At 64.2% G+C, this 17,560-nt stretch carries 16 protein-coding genes; 5 read left to right on the forward strand and 11 right to left on the reverse strand.

The genetic code is table 11. From position 1 onward, the window contains the following. The first annotated feature begins 70 nt into the window (after window positions 1-70). Both IVB47_RS10290 and IVB47_RS10295 read left to right on the forward strand, forming a co-directional pair. Window positions 71-1,249: an aminotransferase gene (locus tag IVB47_RS10290; protein WP_027569445.1), complete on the forward strand. Its 1,179-nt coding sequence runs from the start codon at window positions 71-73 to the stop codon at window positions 1,247-1,249. Window positions 1,250-1,252: 3 nt separating this feature from the next. After that, window positions 1,253-2,359, forward strand: a complete 1,107-nt coding sequence (locus IVB47_RS10295) for a polyamine ABC transporter substrate-binding protein (RefSeq protein ID WP_247461382.1) — start codon at window positions 1,253-1,255, stop codon at window positions 2,357-2,359. 132 nt (window positions 2,360-2,491) lie between these two features. Here IVB47_RS10295 and IVB47_RS10300 read toward each other — a convergent pair whose 3' ends face one another. The 6 genes from IVB47_RS10300 to IVB47_RS10325 form a co-directional block, all read right to left on the reverse strand. Continuing rightward, window positions 2,492-3,424 carry a lipid A biosynthesis lauroyl acyltransferase gene (locus IVB47_RS10300; protein ID WP_247461384.1) on the reverse strand — a complete coding sequence of 311 codons (933 nt, stop codon included), beginning with the start codon at window positions 3,422-3,424 and terminating at the stop codon, window positions 2,492-2,494. 8 nt (window positions 3,425-3,432) lie between these two features. After that, complete coding sequence (locus IVB47_RS10305; protein WP_027569448.1) at window positions 3,433-4,710, reverse strand: beta-ketoacyl-ACP synthase; 1,278 nt, start codon at window positions 4,708-4,710, stop codon at window positions 3,433-3,435. Window positions 4,711-4,809: 99 nt separating this feature from the next. Further along, window positions 4,810-6,015: a beta-ketoacyl-ACP synthase gene (locus IVB47_RS10310; protein ID WP_247461386.1), complete on the reverse strand. Its 1,206-nt coding sequence runs from the start codon at window positions 6,013-6,015 to the stop codon at window positions 4,810-4,812. Continuing rightward, window positions 6,012-6,482, reverse strand: coding sequence for a 3-hydroxyacyl-ACP dehydratase FabZ family protein (locus IVB47_RS10315; protein WP_007608856.1), 471 nt, complete (start codon window positions 6,480-6,482; stop codon window positions 6,012-6,014). The genes IVB47_RS10310 and IVB47_RS10315 overlap by 4 nt, the downstream gene beginning before the upstream one ends. 10 nt (window positions 6,483-6,492) lie before the next feature. Further along, window positions 6,493-6,780 (reverse strand): acyl carrier protein, encoded by a 288-nt coding sequence (locus IVB47_RS10320; protein WP_007592476.1) that lies wholly within the window; start codon window positions 6,778-6,780, stop codon window positions 6,493-6,495. 234 nt (window positions 6,781-7,014) lie between these two features. Continuing rightward, window positions 7,015-7,356: a hypothetical protein gene (locus tag IVB47_RS10325; protein ID WP_247360403.1), complete on the reverse strand. Its 342-nt coding sequence runs from the start codon at window positions 7,354-7,356 to the stop codon at window positions 7,015-7,017. A gap of 270 nt (window positions 7,357-7,626) precedes the next feature. Between IVB47_RS10325 and IVB47_RS10330 the strand changes: the two genes are divergently transcribed. Next, window positions 7,627-8,250, forward strand: coding sequence for a ParB-like protein (locus IVB47_RS10330; RefSeq protein ID WP_247461388.1), 624 nt, complete (start codon window positions 7,627-7,629; stop codon window positions 8,248-8,250). A 148-nt stretch (window positions 8,251-8,398) separates the two neighbouring features. Next, window positions 8,399-8,542: a hypothetical protein gene (locus IVB47_RS10335; protein WP_247461390.1), complete on the forward strand. Its 144-nt coding sequence runs from the start codon at window positions 8,399-8,401 to the stop codon at window positions 8,540-8,542. A 17-nt stretch (window positions 8,543-8,559) separates the two neighbouring features. Here IVB47_RS10335 and IVB47_RS10340 read toward each other — a convergent pair whose 3' ends face one another. The 3 genes from IVB47_RS10340 to IVB47_RS10350 all read right to left on the reverse strand — a co-directional run bounded on the left by IVB47_RS10340 (window position 8,560) and on the right by IVB47_RS10350 (window position 12,123). Then, a complete protein-coding gene (locus tag IVB47_RS10340; protein ID WP_247461392.1) occupies window positions 8,560-9,501 on the reverse strand; it encodes a hypothetical protein in 942 nt (313 codons plus the stop codon). Between the two features lie 200 nt (window positions 9,502-9,701). Continuing rightward, window positions 9,702-10,280 carry a peroxidase-related enzyme gene (locus IVB47_RS10345; protein ID WP_027569453.1) on the reverse strand — a complete coding sequence of 193 codons (579 nt, stop codon included), beginning with the start codon at window positions 10,278-10,280 and terminating at the stop codon, window positions 9,702-9,704. A 103-nt stretch (window positions 10,281-10,383) separates the two neighbouring features. After that, window positions 10,384-12,123 carry an ATP-binding protein gene (locus IVB47_RS10350; RefSeq protein ID WP_247286654.1) on the reverse strand — a complete coding sequence of 580 codons (1,740 nt, stop codon included), beginning with the start codon at window positions 12,121-12,123 and terminating at the stop codon, window positions 10,384-10,386. Window positions 12,124-12,561: 438 nt separating this feature from the next. Here IVB47_RS10350 and IVB47_RS10355 point away from each other — a divergent pair, with 438 nt between their 5' ends. Further along, entirely contained in the window at window positions 12,562-13,524 is a 963-nt protein-coding gene (locus IVB47_RS10355) for a catechol 2,3-dioxygenase (RefSeq protein ID WP_247461394.1), read from the forward strand. 3 nt (window positions 13,525-13,527) lie between these two features. On the opposite strand, the gene IVB47_RS10360 is transcribed toward IVB47_RS10355, so the two are convergent. Next, window positions 13,528-17,052 (reverse strand): molybdopterin cofactor-binding domain-containing protein, encoded by a 3,525-nt coding sequence (locus IVB47_RS10360; protein WP_247461396.1) that lies wholly within the window; start codon window positions 17,050-17,052, stop codon window positions 13,528-13,530. After that, on the reverse strand, window positions 17,052-17,534 hold the full coding sequence (locus IVB47_RS10365; RefSeq protein ID WP_027569457.1) for a (2Fe-2S)-binding protein: 483 nt from the start codon (window positions 17,532-17,534) through the stop codon (window positions 17,052-17,054). The genes IVB47_RS10360 and IVB47_RS10365 overlap by 1 nt, the downstream gene beginning before the upstream one ends. Window positions 17,535-17,560 lie beyond the last annotated feature (26 nt).

Below are 17,560 nucleotides of genomic sequence, written 5' to 3' on the forward strand. Positions count from 1 at the left end.
TTAACTCTCTCATCTTTCTGGGCTGGAAGGCGGCGGGTCTTCCCAGCAAGGTCGGCGGCTGACCCCGCCGATGTCCAAGAGCTCGTCCCTCAACAAGGTCTTCGCGGACCTTCCCGTCACCATCTTCGAGGCGATGTCGCAGGCCGCGCGCGACAATGCCGCCATCAATCTTGGCCAGGGCTTTCCCGACGATCCCGGCCCCGAAGACATCCGCCGCGCCGCGGCCGAGGCCTCGCTGAACGGCTACAACCAGTACCCGTCGATGATGGGCCTGCCGGAGCTGCGCCAGGCGATCGCGAGCCATTACGGCCACTGGCATGGGCTCGAGCTAGATCCGATGAGCGAGGTGATGGTGACCTCCGGCGGCACCGAGGCCCTGACCTCGGCGATCCTCGCCGTCGTCCAGCCCGGTGACGAGGTGGTGTGCTTCCAGCCGGTGTACGATTCCTACCTGCCGATCATCCGTCAGGCCGGCGGCATTCCGCGCCTGGTCCGGCTCGAGCCGCCGCATTGGCGGCTGAATGAGGACATGCTGAAAAGCGTCTTCAATTCAAAGACCAAGGCGGTGCTCTTCAACAATCCCCTGAATCCGTCCGCGGTGGTGTTTCCGCGCGAGGACCTCGAGCTTTTGGCGCGCTACTGCCAGGAGTTCGACGTGATCGCGATCTGCGACGAGGTCTGGGAGCACGTCACCTTCGACGAGCACAAGCACATCCCGCTGATCACCATCCCCGGCATGCGCGACCGCACCATCAAGGTCGGCTCGGCCGGCAAGATCTTCTCGCTGACGGGCTGGAAGATCGGCTTCGTCTGCGCCGCGCCGCCGTTGCTGCGCGTTGCCGCCAAGGTGCACCAGTTCCTGACCTTTACCACCGCGCCGAACCTCCAGGCCGCCGTCGCCTACGGGCTCGGCAAGCCGGACGAGTATTTCCTGTCGATGCGCAAGGACCTGGCGCGGAGCAGGGACCGCCTTGCCAAGGGACTGGAGAGCCTCGGCTTCCCGGTGCTGAAGTCGCAGGGAACCTACTTCCTCACCGTCGACCTGTCCCCGCTCGGGCTGAACGAGAGCGACACCGAGTTCTGCTGGCGGATCGTGAAGGACTACAAGGTCGCGGCAATCCCGGTGTCGGCCTTCTACGAGCAGGACCCTGTGACCTCGGTGGTGCGCTTCTGCTTTGCCAAGAAGGACGAGACGCTCGACACCGCGCTGGAGCGGCTGTCGGACGCGGTGCGCGGGCGCAAGAGGTAGCAGATGACGATCGTCAGCCGCTTTGGTTTTGGCCTCGCGATCGCCGCCGCGCTGACGTTGCTCTCCGCTCCCGCCGGGGCCGAGGAGCGGGTCGTCAACTTCTACAATTGGTCGAACTACGTGGCGCCCGACGTCCTCGAGGCCTTCACCAGGGAGACCGGTATCAAGGTGGTCTACGACACGTTTGACGCCAACGAGACGCTGGAGACGCGCTTGATGGCCGGCAAGTCCGGCTATGACGTCGTGGTGCCGACGGCCTATTTCCTTCAGCGCCAGATCAAGGCCAGCATCTTCCAGAAGCTCGACAAGTCGAAGCTGCCGAACCTGGCCAATGCCTGGCCGGTGGTGACTGAACGTCTCGCGATCTACGACCCCGGCAATGTCTACGCCGCCAATTACATGTGGGGCACGACGGGCATCGGCTACAACGTCGCCAAGCTGAAGCAGATTCTCGGAGCTGATGCGAAAATCGACAGCTGGGACATCGTGTTCAAGCCGGAGAATCTCGCGAAATTCAAAGACTGCGGCGTCCACATGCTGGATTCCGCCGACGACATCTTCCCGGCGGCGTTGAACTATCTCGGGCTCGATCCGAACTCGACCAAGCAGGCCGACCTCGACAAGGCCGCCGATGTCGTGGCCAAGGTGCGGCCTGCCGTGCGCAAGTTTCATTCGTCCGAATATCTAAGCGCGCTCGCCACCGGCGAGATCTGTTTCGTGGTCGGCTGGTCCGGCGACATCATGCAGGCCCGCGCCCGCGCTGCCGAAGTCAAAAGCGGCATCGAGATCGGCTACGCCATCCCGAAGGAGGGCGCGCAGATGTTCTTCGACAATCTCGCAATCCCTGCGGATGCCAGGAACGTCAAGGAAGCCTACGAGCTGATCAACTATCTCTACCGTCCGGACGTGGCCGCCAAGAATACGGACTTCCTGTCCTACGCCAACGGCAACCTCGCCAGCCAGAAGCTGGTCGACCCGAAAATTCTGAACGACAAGAACATCTATCCGGACGAGGCGATGCTCGCAAAGCTGTTCGTCATCACGGCGCGTGAGCCGGCGACCCAGCGGGTCATCAATCGGCTGTGGACCAGGGTGAAGACGGGAAGGTAATCGCGCCCATCATTGCGAGGAGCGAAGCGACGAACCAATCAGAATCTTTCCGCGGGAGGATTCTGGATTGCTCGCTTCCGCCTTCGCTCTTCGAGCTACGGCGGACAAGTCGCTCGCAATGACGGAACAAGATTACCGCCACCTGCGGTGCAGCCACAGCCACTGCTCGGGATGCTCGCGGACCCAGCCTTCCACCACGCTCGTGATCGCCTGGGTGGTGCCCTGGATGTCGATCTTGCCGTCGGCGTCGCGCACCGGCTGGACCTCTTCGGTGATCTCGGCGGTGAAGCGGCCGCCGGGCAGGCGGATGACGCGGACGCCGTGGATCGGGCATTCGACCTGGCGCAACAGGCGTGCCAGCATCGGATTGGCGCGGGTCTTGCGGCCGAAGAAGGTGACCTCGACGCCGCCGGTCAGATACTGGTCGATCAGCATCGCGACGTGCTTGCCGTCCTTGAGCGCCTGCGCGAGCCGCAGCGGCGCGTCGCGCCCCGCCGGGATCAGCGTGCCCATGTTGACCTGGCGCATCTCCTGGATGATGCGGTCGGCGGAGGCGATATTGGGGCGGCGGTAGAGGATCGCCGTATCCAGCCCATGCGCGACCGCGGCGAGCGCCGGCAATTCCCAGTTGGCGAGATGCGCGGCGAAGATCAGCGCCGGCTTGCCGTCGTCGCGGATCCGGTCGAACAGCTCGATGCTGCGGCTGGGCAGTTCGATCCGGCTGTTTTCCGGATGGGCGCGGTCGTAGTCCCAGACGTGGTCCATATGGGCGAATTCGGCGCCGACGCGACCGAGATTGTCCCACACGCCCATCAGGATGCTTTCGATCTCTTCGGGCGATTTCTCCGGAAAGGCCGCGCTGAGGTTGGCGCGGCCGATGCGGTGCTCGCGCAGGCGCGGACCGATCGTCTTGGTGACGCGCGCGAAAAAGTCCGAGGTCTTGACCGGATCGAAATAGCGCGTGGTGCGCAACATGCCGACGGTGGCGGCGCCGATCAGCCCTCCACCGATCGACTTGGCCGTCGCCCGCGCGCGGGCCTTCGTCCTCGCAGGAAGCAGCGCCATGCGTCCGGTCAGGCCGGTTCGCGGGTCAGGATCAGCGAGGCGTTCTGGCCGCCGAAGCCGAACGAGTTCGACATCACCGCGGTGACGCGGGCATCGCGTGCCTTGTTGCCGACGACGTCGAACAGGATCGTGGGATCCGGATTGTCGTAGTTGATCGTCGGCGGGATGCGCTGATGTTCGAGCGTGAGCAGCGAGAAGATTGCCTCGACCGCGCCGGCGGCCGAGATGGTGTGGCCGACCATCGACTTGTTGGAGGTGACCGGAATCTTCGAGACGAGATCGCCGAACACGGCCGATGTCGTATTGTACTCCATCTTGTCGTTCTCGGGCGTCGCGGTGCCGTGCGCGTTGATGTGGTCGATCTGGTCCGGCGTCATGCCGGCATCGGCCAGCGTCTTGTTCATGCAGCCGATGATCGGCTTGCCGTCGGGCGAGGAGCGGGTGCGATGGAAGGAATCGGTGAGCTCGCCGCAGCCGGCGATCACGCCGAGAATTTTTGCGCCGCGCGCGGTGGCGGCTTCATAGCTTTCGAGCACCAGCGCACCTGCGCCTTCGGCCATGACAAAACCGTCGCGGTTCTTGGAGAAGGGACGGGAGGCCGCCTGCGGCGGATCGTTCTGGGTCGACAGCGCCGAGAGCAGCGAGAAGCGCACCAGCGCCTCCGGATTTACGGTGCCGTCGGTCGCCACGCACAGCGCGGCATCGGTTTCGCCGCGGCGGATCGCCTCGACACCGAGCTGGATCGAGGTCGCGCCCGAGGCGCAGGCCGTCGACAACGAGATCGGCGAGCCCTTGGTGCCGAAGGTCTCGGCGAGGTAGGCCGCGACCGAACCGAACATGAAGCGGTGGTGATAGGCGCTGTACTTGCCGCCACCGGAGATGCGCAGCAGATCGTCGTAATTGAAGTCGAGCTTACCGACCGCGCGGCCAAGTTCGCGGCGCTGCGGCCATTCGACTTCGACAGGTGCGACCGCAAGGAAGAGAGGGCCCGGGAAATCCGCCTTGGCGCCGATGCCGGCCTGGTCCAGCGCTTCCTGCGTCACCAGTTCGGCCATCCGCTCGGACAGGCCGGTGGAGGAGAACGGATCGACGCTGACGAAATCCACCGTGCCGGCCATCGTGGTTTTCAGGCCGTCGACTGGAAAGCGCGTGATGGTGCGGATGCCGGATTCGCCGGCGACAAGCTTCGCCCAATTGTCGGTCTTGCCGTTGCCGAGCGAGGTCATGATGCCCATGCCGGTGACGACGACGACGGGACGCCCGAGTTTGTCGCGTGGTGCAGTCATGTCGATCCCCGCTTGAGCTGGAGCATGATCCGAAAAAGCGTGACGCGATTTTCCGAGAAGATCATGCCCAAACAATAACCTGCCAAAGCGCAACGCGCTCTAGCTTACTGCCTCGACCAGCGCCATGCCTTCGCCGCGCCAGTGTCCGGCCCCCACCACCACAATCTGGGTGGGCGCTCCCTGCATTTCAATCTCGGTGCCCGTGGAATCGTTCGGCGGAAACAGCGCGCCGCGAGAGATCGACAGCGCGGCGAGCGCGATACCGAGCGGGAATTGCGTCTCCATGGTGTGGCCGAACATCGTGCCGGTCGAGCGCACCGGGAACTCGGCGTGGCCCTTCAGGAAGCCGCGCTCTTCCGATGTCGCCGGCTCAGCGCCGGTCGCACCGGATATGATCGCGCCCTTGCCGTCGCGCTTCGGCAACTTTGCCCAAAGCTTCTCCAGCGTCGCGGCCATGTCGCCGGGGGTCTTGCGCCGGGCGAGGTCGGCAACGACGCTCGACAGCTTCGCGAACGGCTTGGCACCGCGCGCCTCCGCATGCGCCTTGGACTCCAGCACCAGAAACGCGCCAGCCGAGCCGAGCGCGAAGCCGGCGTGGTCCTTGCGCGCCCACACGGGTGCGAACTTGTCCTTGAGATTGAAGTCGCCGAATTCGTAGAGGACCATCAGGTCCTTGCGCTCGCCATTGTGCGAGCCGCCGATCAGCGCGATGTCGCTCTCGCCGGAGGCGATGCGCGACAATGCAATGCGGGCGGCATCGGCGCCGGCAACCTCTTCACCCATGAAGGTGCGCGAGGTGCCGCCAATGCCATGCACGATGGCGATGTTGCCGGCGAGCAGGTTGGAGAGCTGGGCCAGGAACAGCGTCGGCCTGAGATCGCTCATCAGCCGCTCGTTGAGGAAGCCGGGCGCGTTGGCACCCTTGGCCTCGGCCGTGAGCACGCCGGTGTCGACGTTGAGATCGCGCTCGCCGCCGCCGGCGGCGACGACCATGTCGATCTTCGACAGGATATCCTTGTTGCCCTTGATCCCGGCGGAGTCGAGCGCAAGCCCGGCCGCATAGGTGCCGATGCGCTGCCAGGCTTCCATCTGGCGCTGGTCGCCCTTCTTCGGGATCTGGCTGTCGAAGGTAACCGGCGTCAGGGGGTGCACGATGTAGGGCGCAAAGCCCTTCTCGTCGACATTGATGCGCTTCTCCTGAAGCGCGGCCCAGTTGGCGTCCAGGCCCTCGCCGAGCGAGGTGGCCAGGCCAATGCCGGTGATCCAGACTTCCGTCTGGGCGGGCTTCGAAGCAGTCTCGGTCATGGCGATACGGCCTGTTGCGGAAAGCCGACGCGTTTGGCGACCGCGTCCATGTGGGCGCGCATATCCGCATGGGGAAAGGGAATCTGCGTGAAGGTCAGCGTCGAATTCGCGCGCAGCTTGCCGCCGACCTTGATCTTGGCTTCGGTCACGGCGTAGCCCGAGCCCTGATGGGCCAGGCTCGCCTCGATGCTCATGAGATCGCCGGGGAAGACCGAGCCGCGGACCTTGGCCTCCTTGACGGCAGCCAGGATCGGCATGCGCTCGAATTTGAGCACGCCAAGCTGAAGCCAGCCAGAGGCCTGCGCCATCGATTCGATCAGGAGCACGCCGGGCATCAGGGGATAGCCCGGGAAGTGCCCCTCGAAGATGGTGCTCTCCATCGGGACCTGAGCCTCGACGACAATCGTCTTCGCGTCGACGTTGAGGTCGACGACGCGATCTATCATGTGGAAGTATTCGAGTTGCATGACCGCGCGCTTAGGCGCTCGCGCCCTTGGCCGCAACCAGTTCGTCGATGCGGGCGCACAGGTTTTTCAGCACGAAATACTGCTCGGTGGTGGCTTTGCCGTCGTTGACCTCTTGGGTCCACTTTTCCAGCGGCAGCTTGATACCGAACTGCTTGTCGATCGCGAACGCGATGTCCAGGAAATCGAGGCTGTCGATGCCGAGGTCATCGATGGCATGGCTATCCGGCGTGATCGTGTCGCGCGGGATGTCGCAGGTTTCAGCGATGATCGTAGCGACCTGATCGAATGTGGAGGACATCACTAAGCCTTTGATATATTGCAGATGTTTGTCAGATTTTCCAGAGTGGAACGGTGGGTGGGCATCGCGCCCCGATGACGCCCTCAACCCCCCTCTGGCCGGGTCGAAAGCCCGTATATCGGAGCGCCGCCCTGAGTTCAATGGAGCCGGCGGGTGTGGGGACAGGGCTGGGGACGCCCCGGCTGAGCCGCTTCGGCCGAAGGACCGTCGGCGGGCCTCGCCCGACGTCTTGCCTTAGATGTGCGGCGTCGTGATCTTGACGCAGTCGCGGCGGCCCATCAGCACGCAATCCTGGGTCCGGCGCAGGTCGGCGATGCTCACCGCGAGCCAGATCCCGATCGCGGTCAGTGCGATGGTGAAGGCCAGCGCCGCGATATTCGCGAGCATGCGATGGCGGAAATCGTCCGGTTCAGTGCGGGGCTGCTCGTAGCGCGACAGGTCGAGCGGCTCGGGCGCGACGCGCAACTGCTGCACGCTAGCGTTGCCGCGGTAGCCCGTCGGGGAAGGCGAGGTGCGCGGCCTGAACTGGAGCACCCGGTGCTCGTCATCCGAGCTTATGGGCCGCTGGGTTGTCATGGTGCAGGGATCACTCCGAAGCAGCGATTTTTAGATAGCATACGTGGTGAACACGTTGCAGAAAATCTTCTCAACGCGCACGTGCATTGCGCGTTCGCACTATCTAGCAGGGTTGCGAACGAAGGACCGTGGAACCGTGGTCGTTCCGGGCCTGCAGAGGGTGCAATGCAATAATCTCCGCCCAGCCGAATGCATTGCCGGCGCAATGCCCATGGCATAGTCCAGGGAACCTGATCACGCAGCTGCAACCATGTGAAGGGCTCTCCAACCATGACCAATACGCGCGAACCGAGAGTGCATCCGGTGTCGATCCTGTCGCTACGGCCGACGCAGATGACGGTCGGGATGCGCGAGGTCAGGGAGAAGCGCAAGCGCTGGCGCGAGCACGACAAGAAAAAGCAGGCCGATCTGCTCGGCAAGCATATGATCCCCGTCGTGCATGGCCCCGACGAGCGCTATTACGTGATTGACCATCATCATCTCGGTCGCGCTCTGCACGACGAGGGCGTCAAGGAGGTGCTGGTCACCATCGTCGGCGACCTCAGGATGGTGGAGCGCGAAGCGTTCTGGGGCGTGATGGACAACAAGCGCTGGGTTTACCCTTACGACGCCAAGGGCGAACGGCGCCCGTTCCGCGATTTGCCGAAATCCGTCGTCGCTCTCAAGGACGATCCCTTCCGGAGCCTTGCCGGCGAGCTGCGCCGCATGGGCGGCTTCGCCAAGGACACCACGCCGTTCTCCGAATTCCTGTGGGCGGATTATCTGCGCCGAAAGCTGTCGCGCAAGGCTGTGGACGCCAATTTTGACAAGGCGCTCGAGAAGGCGATGTCCTCAGCCAAGAGCAAGGACGCGATCTATCTGCCCGGCTGGTGCGGTCCGGCTGACGATGATTAGGCGCAACGCTCACGTCAGTACGGCATGCGGCTCCGCAAACCGGATCTGATCACAGCCTCTTGAGCGAAACCATCTTCCGTCCGCACGAAGCGGTGCTGAAACAAAGCCGTGCCATCTGTGGGTTGTCGAGCTCACACAGGAGGCCGAAATGCGCCGTCTGGTTTTCGCCATTGCCCTGCTCGTGGTCGCTTCAGCCGGGATCTCGGCATCGTTTGCCGCAGTACACCATGCCAAGACGTTGACGTTTTCCGAGCGCTTTGCCCCGGCGCTCGAGCTGATGGCGAAGCGCTAGCACACATCCCCGCCAGTTCAACCAGCAGCGTCGCGATCGATTTTGCGCAGCCGCACAAAGGCGGCCCAGGCCCGCGGATAATCCTCGTCCGTGGGATCGATCGCAAGTAGCGCGCGGCATGCTTCCTTGATCTCCTCAGGCGGAGGACGCTTGGCCGGAACCCCGGATGATTTGGCGTCTTCCCAGCGAGCCTCGACATCTCTTGCAAAAGCCAGGGCCTCGGCGCTCGTCCGCTTCTGCGCCGATTTCGCCAGCGGGTGGTCCGAGGGAAAATTCGGCCATGCGGCCGGCGGCTGGTCGACACGCCACGTCAGTTCATCTGCTTGTCGTGCCTCCACGCCCGAACCTGAATGCTGCGCTGCTGGCGCCCATCCTGCCCCTGCTGAGGCTGCCGAACCCGATGAGCCGGCCGATCTCCGCGGGACCGCCGAACCTGGCGCGACCGCCGCTGTCTGTCCGGCGAGCTGGCCAAGCTGTTGTTCCATCGTTCCGCCGCTGGACTTGGGGATGATTTTTTCGACGGTCTTGATCATCGACAGCGCGCCTGGCGATATCAGCGTGTTCTGGTCGGCAATTTTGTCGTCGGCCTCGCCCGGGCAGGGCTTGTAAGGAGAGCGCTGCGACGTCATCCGGCCGTCGTCGTCGATACGGGCAAAATCGATCGCGACGGTGTAAACGAACGCGGCCTCGACATACTGCCTCTCCTTGTCCATCGCCTTTACGGAGCCGCATACGTATCTTGCCTGGTCTGCATCGATCGTTCGCAGGCCGTTGAAGTGAGCTGAATTCGGCGCAACCAGGACGCGCAACACGGCAGCCCGCGCCTTGCCATGCTCCGATTCGAACATGCTCCATATCTCGTTCGCGTTGATGATCTCCGGCTGATAATTCCATGCGTACCCAGCCGCGAAGAAAGCCGTGCCGATACAGGTCGCGACAACAAATGCCCGCACGTTCATGAGAAGCCCCTCGACAGGCACGATTCATCCGCGTCTCCGGTGATGGAAACTGCGCAAGTTGTGCCAAAGCGTTTGTGCTAGTTGAGGGTGAGATTCTTAATTAAACGTGTGCGATTGCGAAAACGCAGAGTTCCCGTCAAACGGGAACTCATCCAGTGCGTTTGTCGGCTATGCGTTCCTTCCGCGTTCGCGGCAGTCGGTCATTTCTTTGGCAGCCGTCCCATCAGATAGAATTCGTCATTCGGCCGCATACCGGTGAAATTCGCCAGCCGGTTCGACAGTGCGAAGAAGGCGGAGATTGCGGCGATGTCCCAGATGTCGTCGTCGCTGAAGCCATGCGGCGCGAGCGCGGTGAAATCGTCCTCGGAAATCCGCTGCGCATCGGCCGAGACCTTCATCGCGAAGTCGAGCATCGCCTTTTGCCGCGGCGTGATGTCGGCCTTGCGGTAGTTCGTGGCGATCTGGTCGGCGATCAGCGGGTTCTTGGCGCGGATACGCAGGATCGCGCCGTGCGCGATCACGCAATACTGGCACTGATTGGCTGCCGAGGTCGCGACCACGATCATCTCGCGCTCGGCCTTGGTGAGGCCGCCGTCCTTCTCCATCAGCGCGTCGTGATAGGCGAAGAAGGCGCGGAACTCGTCCGGGCGGTAGGCCAGCGTCAAGAACACGTTCGGCACGAAGCCGCTCTTCTCCTGCACGGCGAGGAGACGTGTGCGGATGTCGTCAGGGAGCGCATCGAGGGCGGGAGCGGCGAAGCGTTGCGCAGGCTTTGTCATGGGCATGGATTCCGGCTTGGGGCCGGCAACCATAGTCGATGCCGGCGCCATGCTCAACGTGACGCCAGGCTCGCAATGCCGGAGCTGGAAAACGAGCGTTGCTTTACCGCAGCGGCTTCTTCAGCAGCGAGAAGCGGTCCGGATCCAGCCCCATTGACGGTTGCAGCATCGGGGCTTCGACGTTGGAGAGCGTCTTCGCGGGCGGCGCCGAGAACACCGGATCGTTCGGCACGTCGCGCTGCGAGGTGGCACCGCGCCAGCGCTCGAGCACGGCGCCGACGAAATGCATGTCGTGACCGGAGGTGACGGACGGCACGCTGCTGATGGTGGCTTCGCCGCGCGGCAATTGATGCGGCGGCACCTCCTTGAAGCGCAGCCGCGTCGGCAGCGCGACACCTTCGCCGAATGCCAGCACTTCGCGGGTGCCGAGCGAGGGCACGAACGAGAGCAGATTCGCGGCCGCATCCGACACCGCGGCGCGCAGCAGCGCCTGGTCGCGCTCGTTGGCAAGACGCATCGTGAACAGCGTGTTGCACTGGGAGATGATGGTCGCGTCGAGCTCGGCCGGACGCTGGGTGATGAGGCCAAGATAGACGCCGTATTTGCGGCCTTCCTTGGCGATGCGCGACACCGCCTTGCGGGTCGGCCCGAAGCCGACATTGCGATCGGCGGAGGCGTAGCGGTGAGCCTCTTCGCAGACGAACAGCATCGGCGAAACGCCGTCGCTCCACAGGCCGAAGTCGAAGGCCATGCGGCAGAGCACCGAGACGACGGAATCGATGACTTCGGCCGGGAAGCCGGCGAGCTGCATCACCGTCATCGGCTTGCCGTTGGCCGGCAGGCGGAACAGATGGCTGATCACCTCGGCCATGGTGTCACCGCCGACATTGGCGTTGTCGAACATGAAGGCGTAGCGCGGGTCGTTGCGGACCGCCTCGATGCGGGAGATCAGCTTGTGATAGATGATGCGCGAGGAGCGGTTCTCGAGCTTGCCCATGCGCTCGTCGATCAGCGACATCAGATCGACCAGGCGATAGGGCACCGGCGTATCGACGGTGTAGCCGATCTGCTTGGGATCGATGCGCTTCAGGCCAATGCGGTCGGCGTTCTGGTACTGGGTGTAGACGCCCTTGGCGAGGGGAATGACTTCGGCGAGGACGTCGAGCTCCTCGGGCACGCCGGCGCGGCCGCCGAACAGCACGTCGACGATTTCCTCGAAATTGAACAGCCAGAATGGCAGCTTCAAATTGCGCGGGTTGAGCACCAGCGCGCGGTCGCCGAAGCAGCGGCCATATTCGTTGTGCACATCGAGCAGGAAGATGCGCAGGTTCGGGCGTGCCTTGAGGATCTCGTTGAGCAACAGCGACACGCCGGTCGATTTGCCGACGCCGGTCGATCCCAGCACCGCAAAGTGTTTGGAGAGCATTTCCTCGATGTCGACATAGGCGACGACGGAGCTGTCCTGCTGAAGGAAGCCGACATTGATCTGGTCGGAGCCGGTGGGCGCGTAGATCGTGCGCAGCTCCTGGCTCGTGATCAGGTCGACGGAATCGCCGATGGTCGGATAGTTGGTGACGCCGCGCTGGAATTTGGCCTTGCCGGTGGCGTTGAGAATTTCCCCGAGCAGGTCGACCGAGGCGATGGCGATCAAATCGTCGTTGCTCGAGAGGTTCTCGCAGGACACCTCGGTGATCATGGCGACGATGACCGAGCTGGCGCAGCGGATACTGACGAAGCGGCCGACGGTTGCCCGCACTTCCGAGACCGGCATCCGGCTTTCAGGCAGTAGCCCGACCCGGGCGAGCGATCCGCGAACCGAAATCACGCGTCCAAAGGATGTCACAATGAATGAACCTGGCAAGAGCAACGGGTTGCCCGGACTATGCACGGCCGTCGCTGGACAAACGGTTAAACGGCAGGCGCCGGCGCTTCGTTAAATCCGCGACAATTCGGGTGCGAAGTTTGTTCCCAATGCATATTCCCTGGCAGAAGCGCCCGGAAAATGCTGCTTTTTCCCGGCCGACGGGCCTGAGAGCGCTTAAGAGAGACTTTACCATTCGGGCAGTCGGTCCGCGGTTCCGGGACGGGTTGGTCATCCTAGACGGTTCGTCATCCACCCTCGGCGGTCTTGCTTGATTTGTTGACGGGACCTAATCATTTGTACATTGGTACAAATGAACCGGCGGCCTTGTGCCGCCCACCGGCGCGTGAGCGGATTGCCGCCTGCGCCAGATCGCGGGATCCGGTCCAGCGGATCGCAAGCCACGTCTTGGAGGACACCATGCAACCCGAACCGATCCTCGATCTCGCTCATCTCGGCCACATGGAGCTGTTGACACCGAAGCCGGACGAGAGCCTGAAATTCTTCGTCGACGTTATGGGCATGACCGTCAGCGGACAAAAGGGCGAGTCGGTCTATTTGCGCGGCTGGGACGATTACGAGCGCTATTCGCTCAAACTGACGGCGTCGAAGACATCGGGCATGGAGCACATGGCGTTGCGCGCGCGCAGCCAGCAGGCGCTGGAGCGCCGCGTCGCGGCGCTGAAGGGGTCCGGCTTCGACATCGGCTGGATCGACGGCGATATGGGGCAGGGGCCGACCTTCCGCTGTCGCGATCCCGACGGACACATCGTCGAGCTCTATTACGAGACCGAATGGTATCAGGCGCCGCCCGAGCTGAAACCCGCACTGAAGAACCAGGCGCAGCGCTTTCCCGCGCGTGGCGTCAACGTCCGGCGCCTCGATCATCTGAATTGCCTCGCCACCGACATCAAGGCGAATCGCGAGTTTTTCGAGAATTATCTCGGCTGCCGCCTCACCGAGCAGATCGTGCTCAACGACGGCCGCGAAGCGGCGATGTGGCTGACCATGTCGAACAAGAGCTACGATTTCGCCTATTCGCTCGACCATTCCGGCACGCCCGGCCGCTTCCACCACGTCACCTACGCGCTCGACAGCCGCGAAGAGATTCTTCGCGCTGCAGATATCTTCCTGGAGAACGGTATTCACATCGAGACCGGGCCGCATAAGCATGCGATCCAGCAGACCTTCTTCCTCTACGTCTACGAGCCCGGCGGCAACCGCGTCGAAGTCGCCAATGCCGGCGCGCGCCTCATCCTCGCGCCCGACTGGAAGCCGATCGTGTGGACGGAAGAGGAGCGCAGGAAGGGGCAGGCGTGGGGCCTGAAGACGATCGAATCGTTCCATACGCACGGCACGCCGCCGGTGGAGCACAAGAAGTAGCGCTCAATTCGTGGCGGCTCTCACACGCGCAATCGTCTCCTTCACGCCGGTCCATGCCGGCCTGTCCGGGGCGAACTGCTTGCGCAGGAAGGTGACCAGTTCCTCGACCTGCGCATCGCTCATGCTGTTCTTGAAGGCCGGCATGTAGCCGAGATCGCTCGACACCGGCTCGGCGATGCCGTGCAGGATGATCTGCACGAGATTGTCCGATGTGACGCTGTGCAGATTGCTGTTGAGTGCCAGCGAAGGCCGGCTGCCGAACAGCGGCAGGCCGCCGACCTCGTGGCAGACGGCGCAGGCGCCCTGATAGAGCCGTGCGCCGGTGGAGGACGCAATTGTAACTTGCGTCGCGCTTTCGAGACGTGCCGCAAGCGCGTCCGGTGCTTCGGTTGCGGTGTCGTTGAATGAGTTGAGATAGACCGCCATGGCGCGGATGTCCTGGTCGGGCAGGGCTTTGAGATCCCTGACAACAGGCGCCATCGGTCCGGCGGCGACGCCGTGATATCGCGAGTGGCCGGTGCGCAAATAGGCGAACAGCTCGTCCTCGCTCCATGGGATCGGCGCGTGCGAGAGTGAGGTCAGCGGCGGCGCCTCCCAGCCCTCGGCAAAGCCGCCGGCGAGATAGGCGCCACGCTGTTCGGCGCCGAGTGCGTTGCGCGGCGAATGGCAGCCGCTGCAATGGCCGAGTCCCTCGACGAGATATGCGCCGCGATTCCAGACGTCGGATTTGGCGGGATCGGGCTTGAACTCGCGCGTCTGGTGGAACAGCGCATTCCATCCGGCAAGTAGCGGGCGGAGATTGAACGGGAAGGCGAGCGCATTCGCCGCTGCCGGTGCGCGCACCGGCGGCTGCGCCATCAGGTAGGCATAAAGCGCCTGCATGTCGGCATCGCAAGTATTCGCAAAGTGCGTGTAGGGGAAGGCGGGATAGAGCTGCCGTCCGTCGCGATGCAGCCCGTCGCGCATCGCGCGCTCGAACGCGGGATAGGACCAGGCGCCGATGCCGGTCTCGACGTCTGGCGTGATGTTGGTTGCATAGATCGTACCGAACGGCGTCTCCAGGGCGCGGCCACCGGCGTTGAGCGCCCCGCCGATCATGGTGTGGCACTCCGCGCAATTGCCGAGTGCGGCCAGTTGTTGCCCGCGCGCGATCGTCGCTGCGGAATAGACCGATGGGTCAGGCCGCGCGATCGGCGCGATGGCACGGCCAGGCAAAAGCGCCGCACCGATGCCGATCGCCGCGGTGCAGACCGCCGCGATCGTCGCGAAGATGCCGGCGCGTTTGGCGAACGGATTTTCCCAGATGCGGGATGGCTGTGGCGTAGCGGGAGCGGGCAGCGCCTGCGGCGTGGCCGGCGCGCCGCCGTGCAATCCTTTCAGGATGCGCTCGGGCGTGAACGGCGGCTCGCGAAAGCGCACGCCGGTGGCGTCGAAAATCGCGTTCGCAATCGCAGCCGCGCTCGGGACCGCGGCGGATTCGCCGACGCCGAGCGGCGGCTGGTCCGGTCGCGGCAGCAACAACACGTCGATCTTGGGCACGTCAGGGAACGGGATGATCGGATAGGCGCCCCATTCCCGCGCCGCGACTGCGCCGCGCTCGAACGAGACCTCCTCCATCAGCGCGCGGCTGGTGGACTGGATGACGTTGCCATGGATCTGGTGGCGCACACCGTCCGGGTTGATCATCAATCCGGAGTCCTGCCCGGCGACCACGCGCGTCACGCTGACGTCCCCGGTCGACTTGTTGACGGCAACGTCGGTGACCCAGGCCGACCACGCGGCGCCATAGCCGGGGAATTTGCTGTGGACGTAGAGCGCATAGGCAAAACCGCGCCCATGCACGATCTCGCCGTCTTTCTCTTGTCGCACCGGCCGCGGCGTCCAGCCCGCGCGTTCGGCGACCGCATGGACGAGATCGACGGCGCGCTGATCCCTAAGGTAACGCAAGCGATATTCGATCGGGTCAACGCCGGCCTCGGTCGCGGCCTCGTCGATATAGGATTCATGCGCAAATGTGTTCGGCAGGGCCGAGACGCCGCGAAACCAGGACGCGCGCACGATCGGCGCCATGTCGTGTGCGACGACGCGCATGTGGTCGTAATCGTAAGGCGGGATCGCGGTCCGGTCGCCCATCTGGAGGACGTCCGCCTTCGGCGATATCCGCCCCGTCAGCAACAGCGCCAATGTCGGCGCGGCATTCGACGGATACCGCGTGGCAAGATCGTAAGCAGCGACGCCGCCTTCCGCGTTCAGGCCGCCATTGACGTCGATGAGCTGCGCGGCGCCCTTGGGCTCCCAGGCGTGCTCCTGCTCGCGCGTCAGCTGCACGCGCACGGGCCGGCCGACCGCGCGCGAGAGCAACAGCGCGTCCGCCGTGACATCGTCGGCGCAGTTGCGGCCGTAGCAGCCGGCCGCCTCCAACCTGATGACCTCGATGTCGCTCTCGGGACGTTCAATCAGCAGCGACAGGTCTGCGCGCAGCAGGTGCGGATTTTGCGTGCCCGACCAGACGCGGATGTTGCCGTCCTGGAAGTCGGCAACCGCGCAGGACGGGCCGATCGAGGCATGCATCTGATATGGCCAGACGTAAGTGCGCTGCATCGTCCTGGCCGCGCGGGCAACGGCGGCATCGACGTCGCCCTTGTCGATCAGGGTGCGCGGCGTCGATGGATTGGCGCGCAGCGCGTTCTCGACGTCGGCGAGATCGGTCAGTTCAGGCGTCGGTCGCCAGCTCACCGCAAGCTGCTCCGCCGCGCGGATCGCGTTCTCCTCGCGCTCCGCGACGATTCCGACGAAATCGCCGATGCGCACGACGGCTATGATGCCGGGAATGCCGCGCACCGAGGATTCATCGACCGAAATCAGGCTGGTGCCGACAAACGGGCCGGCGTCGACGCCGGCATAGGGCGGTCGCACCACGCGGCCGTGCAGCATGCCTGATACACGGATGTCGTGCACGAAGGTCAGCTCACCCGTGGCTTTGGCCGGCAGGTCGACGCGGGGCATCGATTGGCCGACAATGGCGTAATCGCCGACCGGCTTGACGGCGACGTCGTCGGCAAGCTCGAGACGAATGGTCTCTCCGCCGATCAACTCGCCATAGCTGACGCTGCGATTGTCGTGGCCGCGCACAAGGCCGTCTTCGATCCTGAGATCGGCTACCGGCAGCTCCAGGCGCTCGGCCGCACGTGCGATCAGAAAGTGTCGCGCCTGCGCGGCGGCTTTGCGCAGGGGAACGGCGGTGATCTGGATGGTCTCGCTCGCGATCGTCGCGCCTTGGTTCGGCACCACCGCGGTGTCGCCGAGCACGACGACGACGCGGGCAAAGGACACATCCAACTCCTCGGCCACGATCTGGCCCAGCGCCGTGCGGATGCCGGTGCCGAGATCGACATGTCCGTTGTAGGCTGTGACCGAGCCGTTCGCGGTGATGCGGACGAAGGTCTCGGATGTGCACTCGTCCACAGTGCGGACGACGACGAGCGAGCCGGATTGCAGCTCAGCTCCGTTCGGATGCGGGGAGGCCATCAATCACCGGCCTCGGCGAGCTGGCCAGACGCACGCATCACGGCTCGCAGGATTTCGATATGCGTGCCGCAGCGACAGAGATTGTAGCGCAGCGCCGCTAGCGCCTCCTGTTCGGTGGGCCGCGGGTTGATCGCAAGCAGCGCCTTGGTGGTCATGATCATGCCGTTGAGGCAGTAGCCGCATTGCGCGGCCTGCTCGTCGATGAAAGCCTGCTGCACCACATCAGGTTTGTCGCGGGTGCCGAGCCCCTCGAGCGTCACGATGTCGCGGCCGCCGCAGCCGCTGATCGGAATGACGCAGGAGCGCGCCGCCGCGCCATCGATCAGGACAGTGCAGGTGCCGCATTCACCGAGGCCGCAACCGTATTTCGGACCGTTGAGCGCGAGATCGTTGCGCAGCACGTAGAGCAGCGGCGTATCGCGCGCCGCAGTGATCTCGTGGATCCTGCCGTTCACGGTGATGCGGATCGGTGTCTGCGTCATCTCGTTCCCAAGTCGACTCGTTGAGC

Source organism: Bradyrhizobium sp. 62, assembly GCF_023073035.1.
Lineage (GTDB): Bacteria > Pseudomonadota > Alphaproteobacteria > Rhizobiales > Xanthobacteraceae > Bradyrhizobium.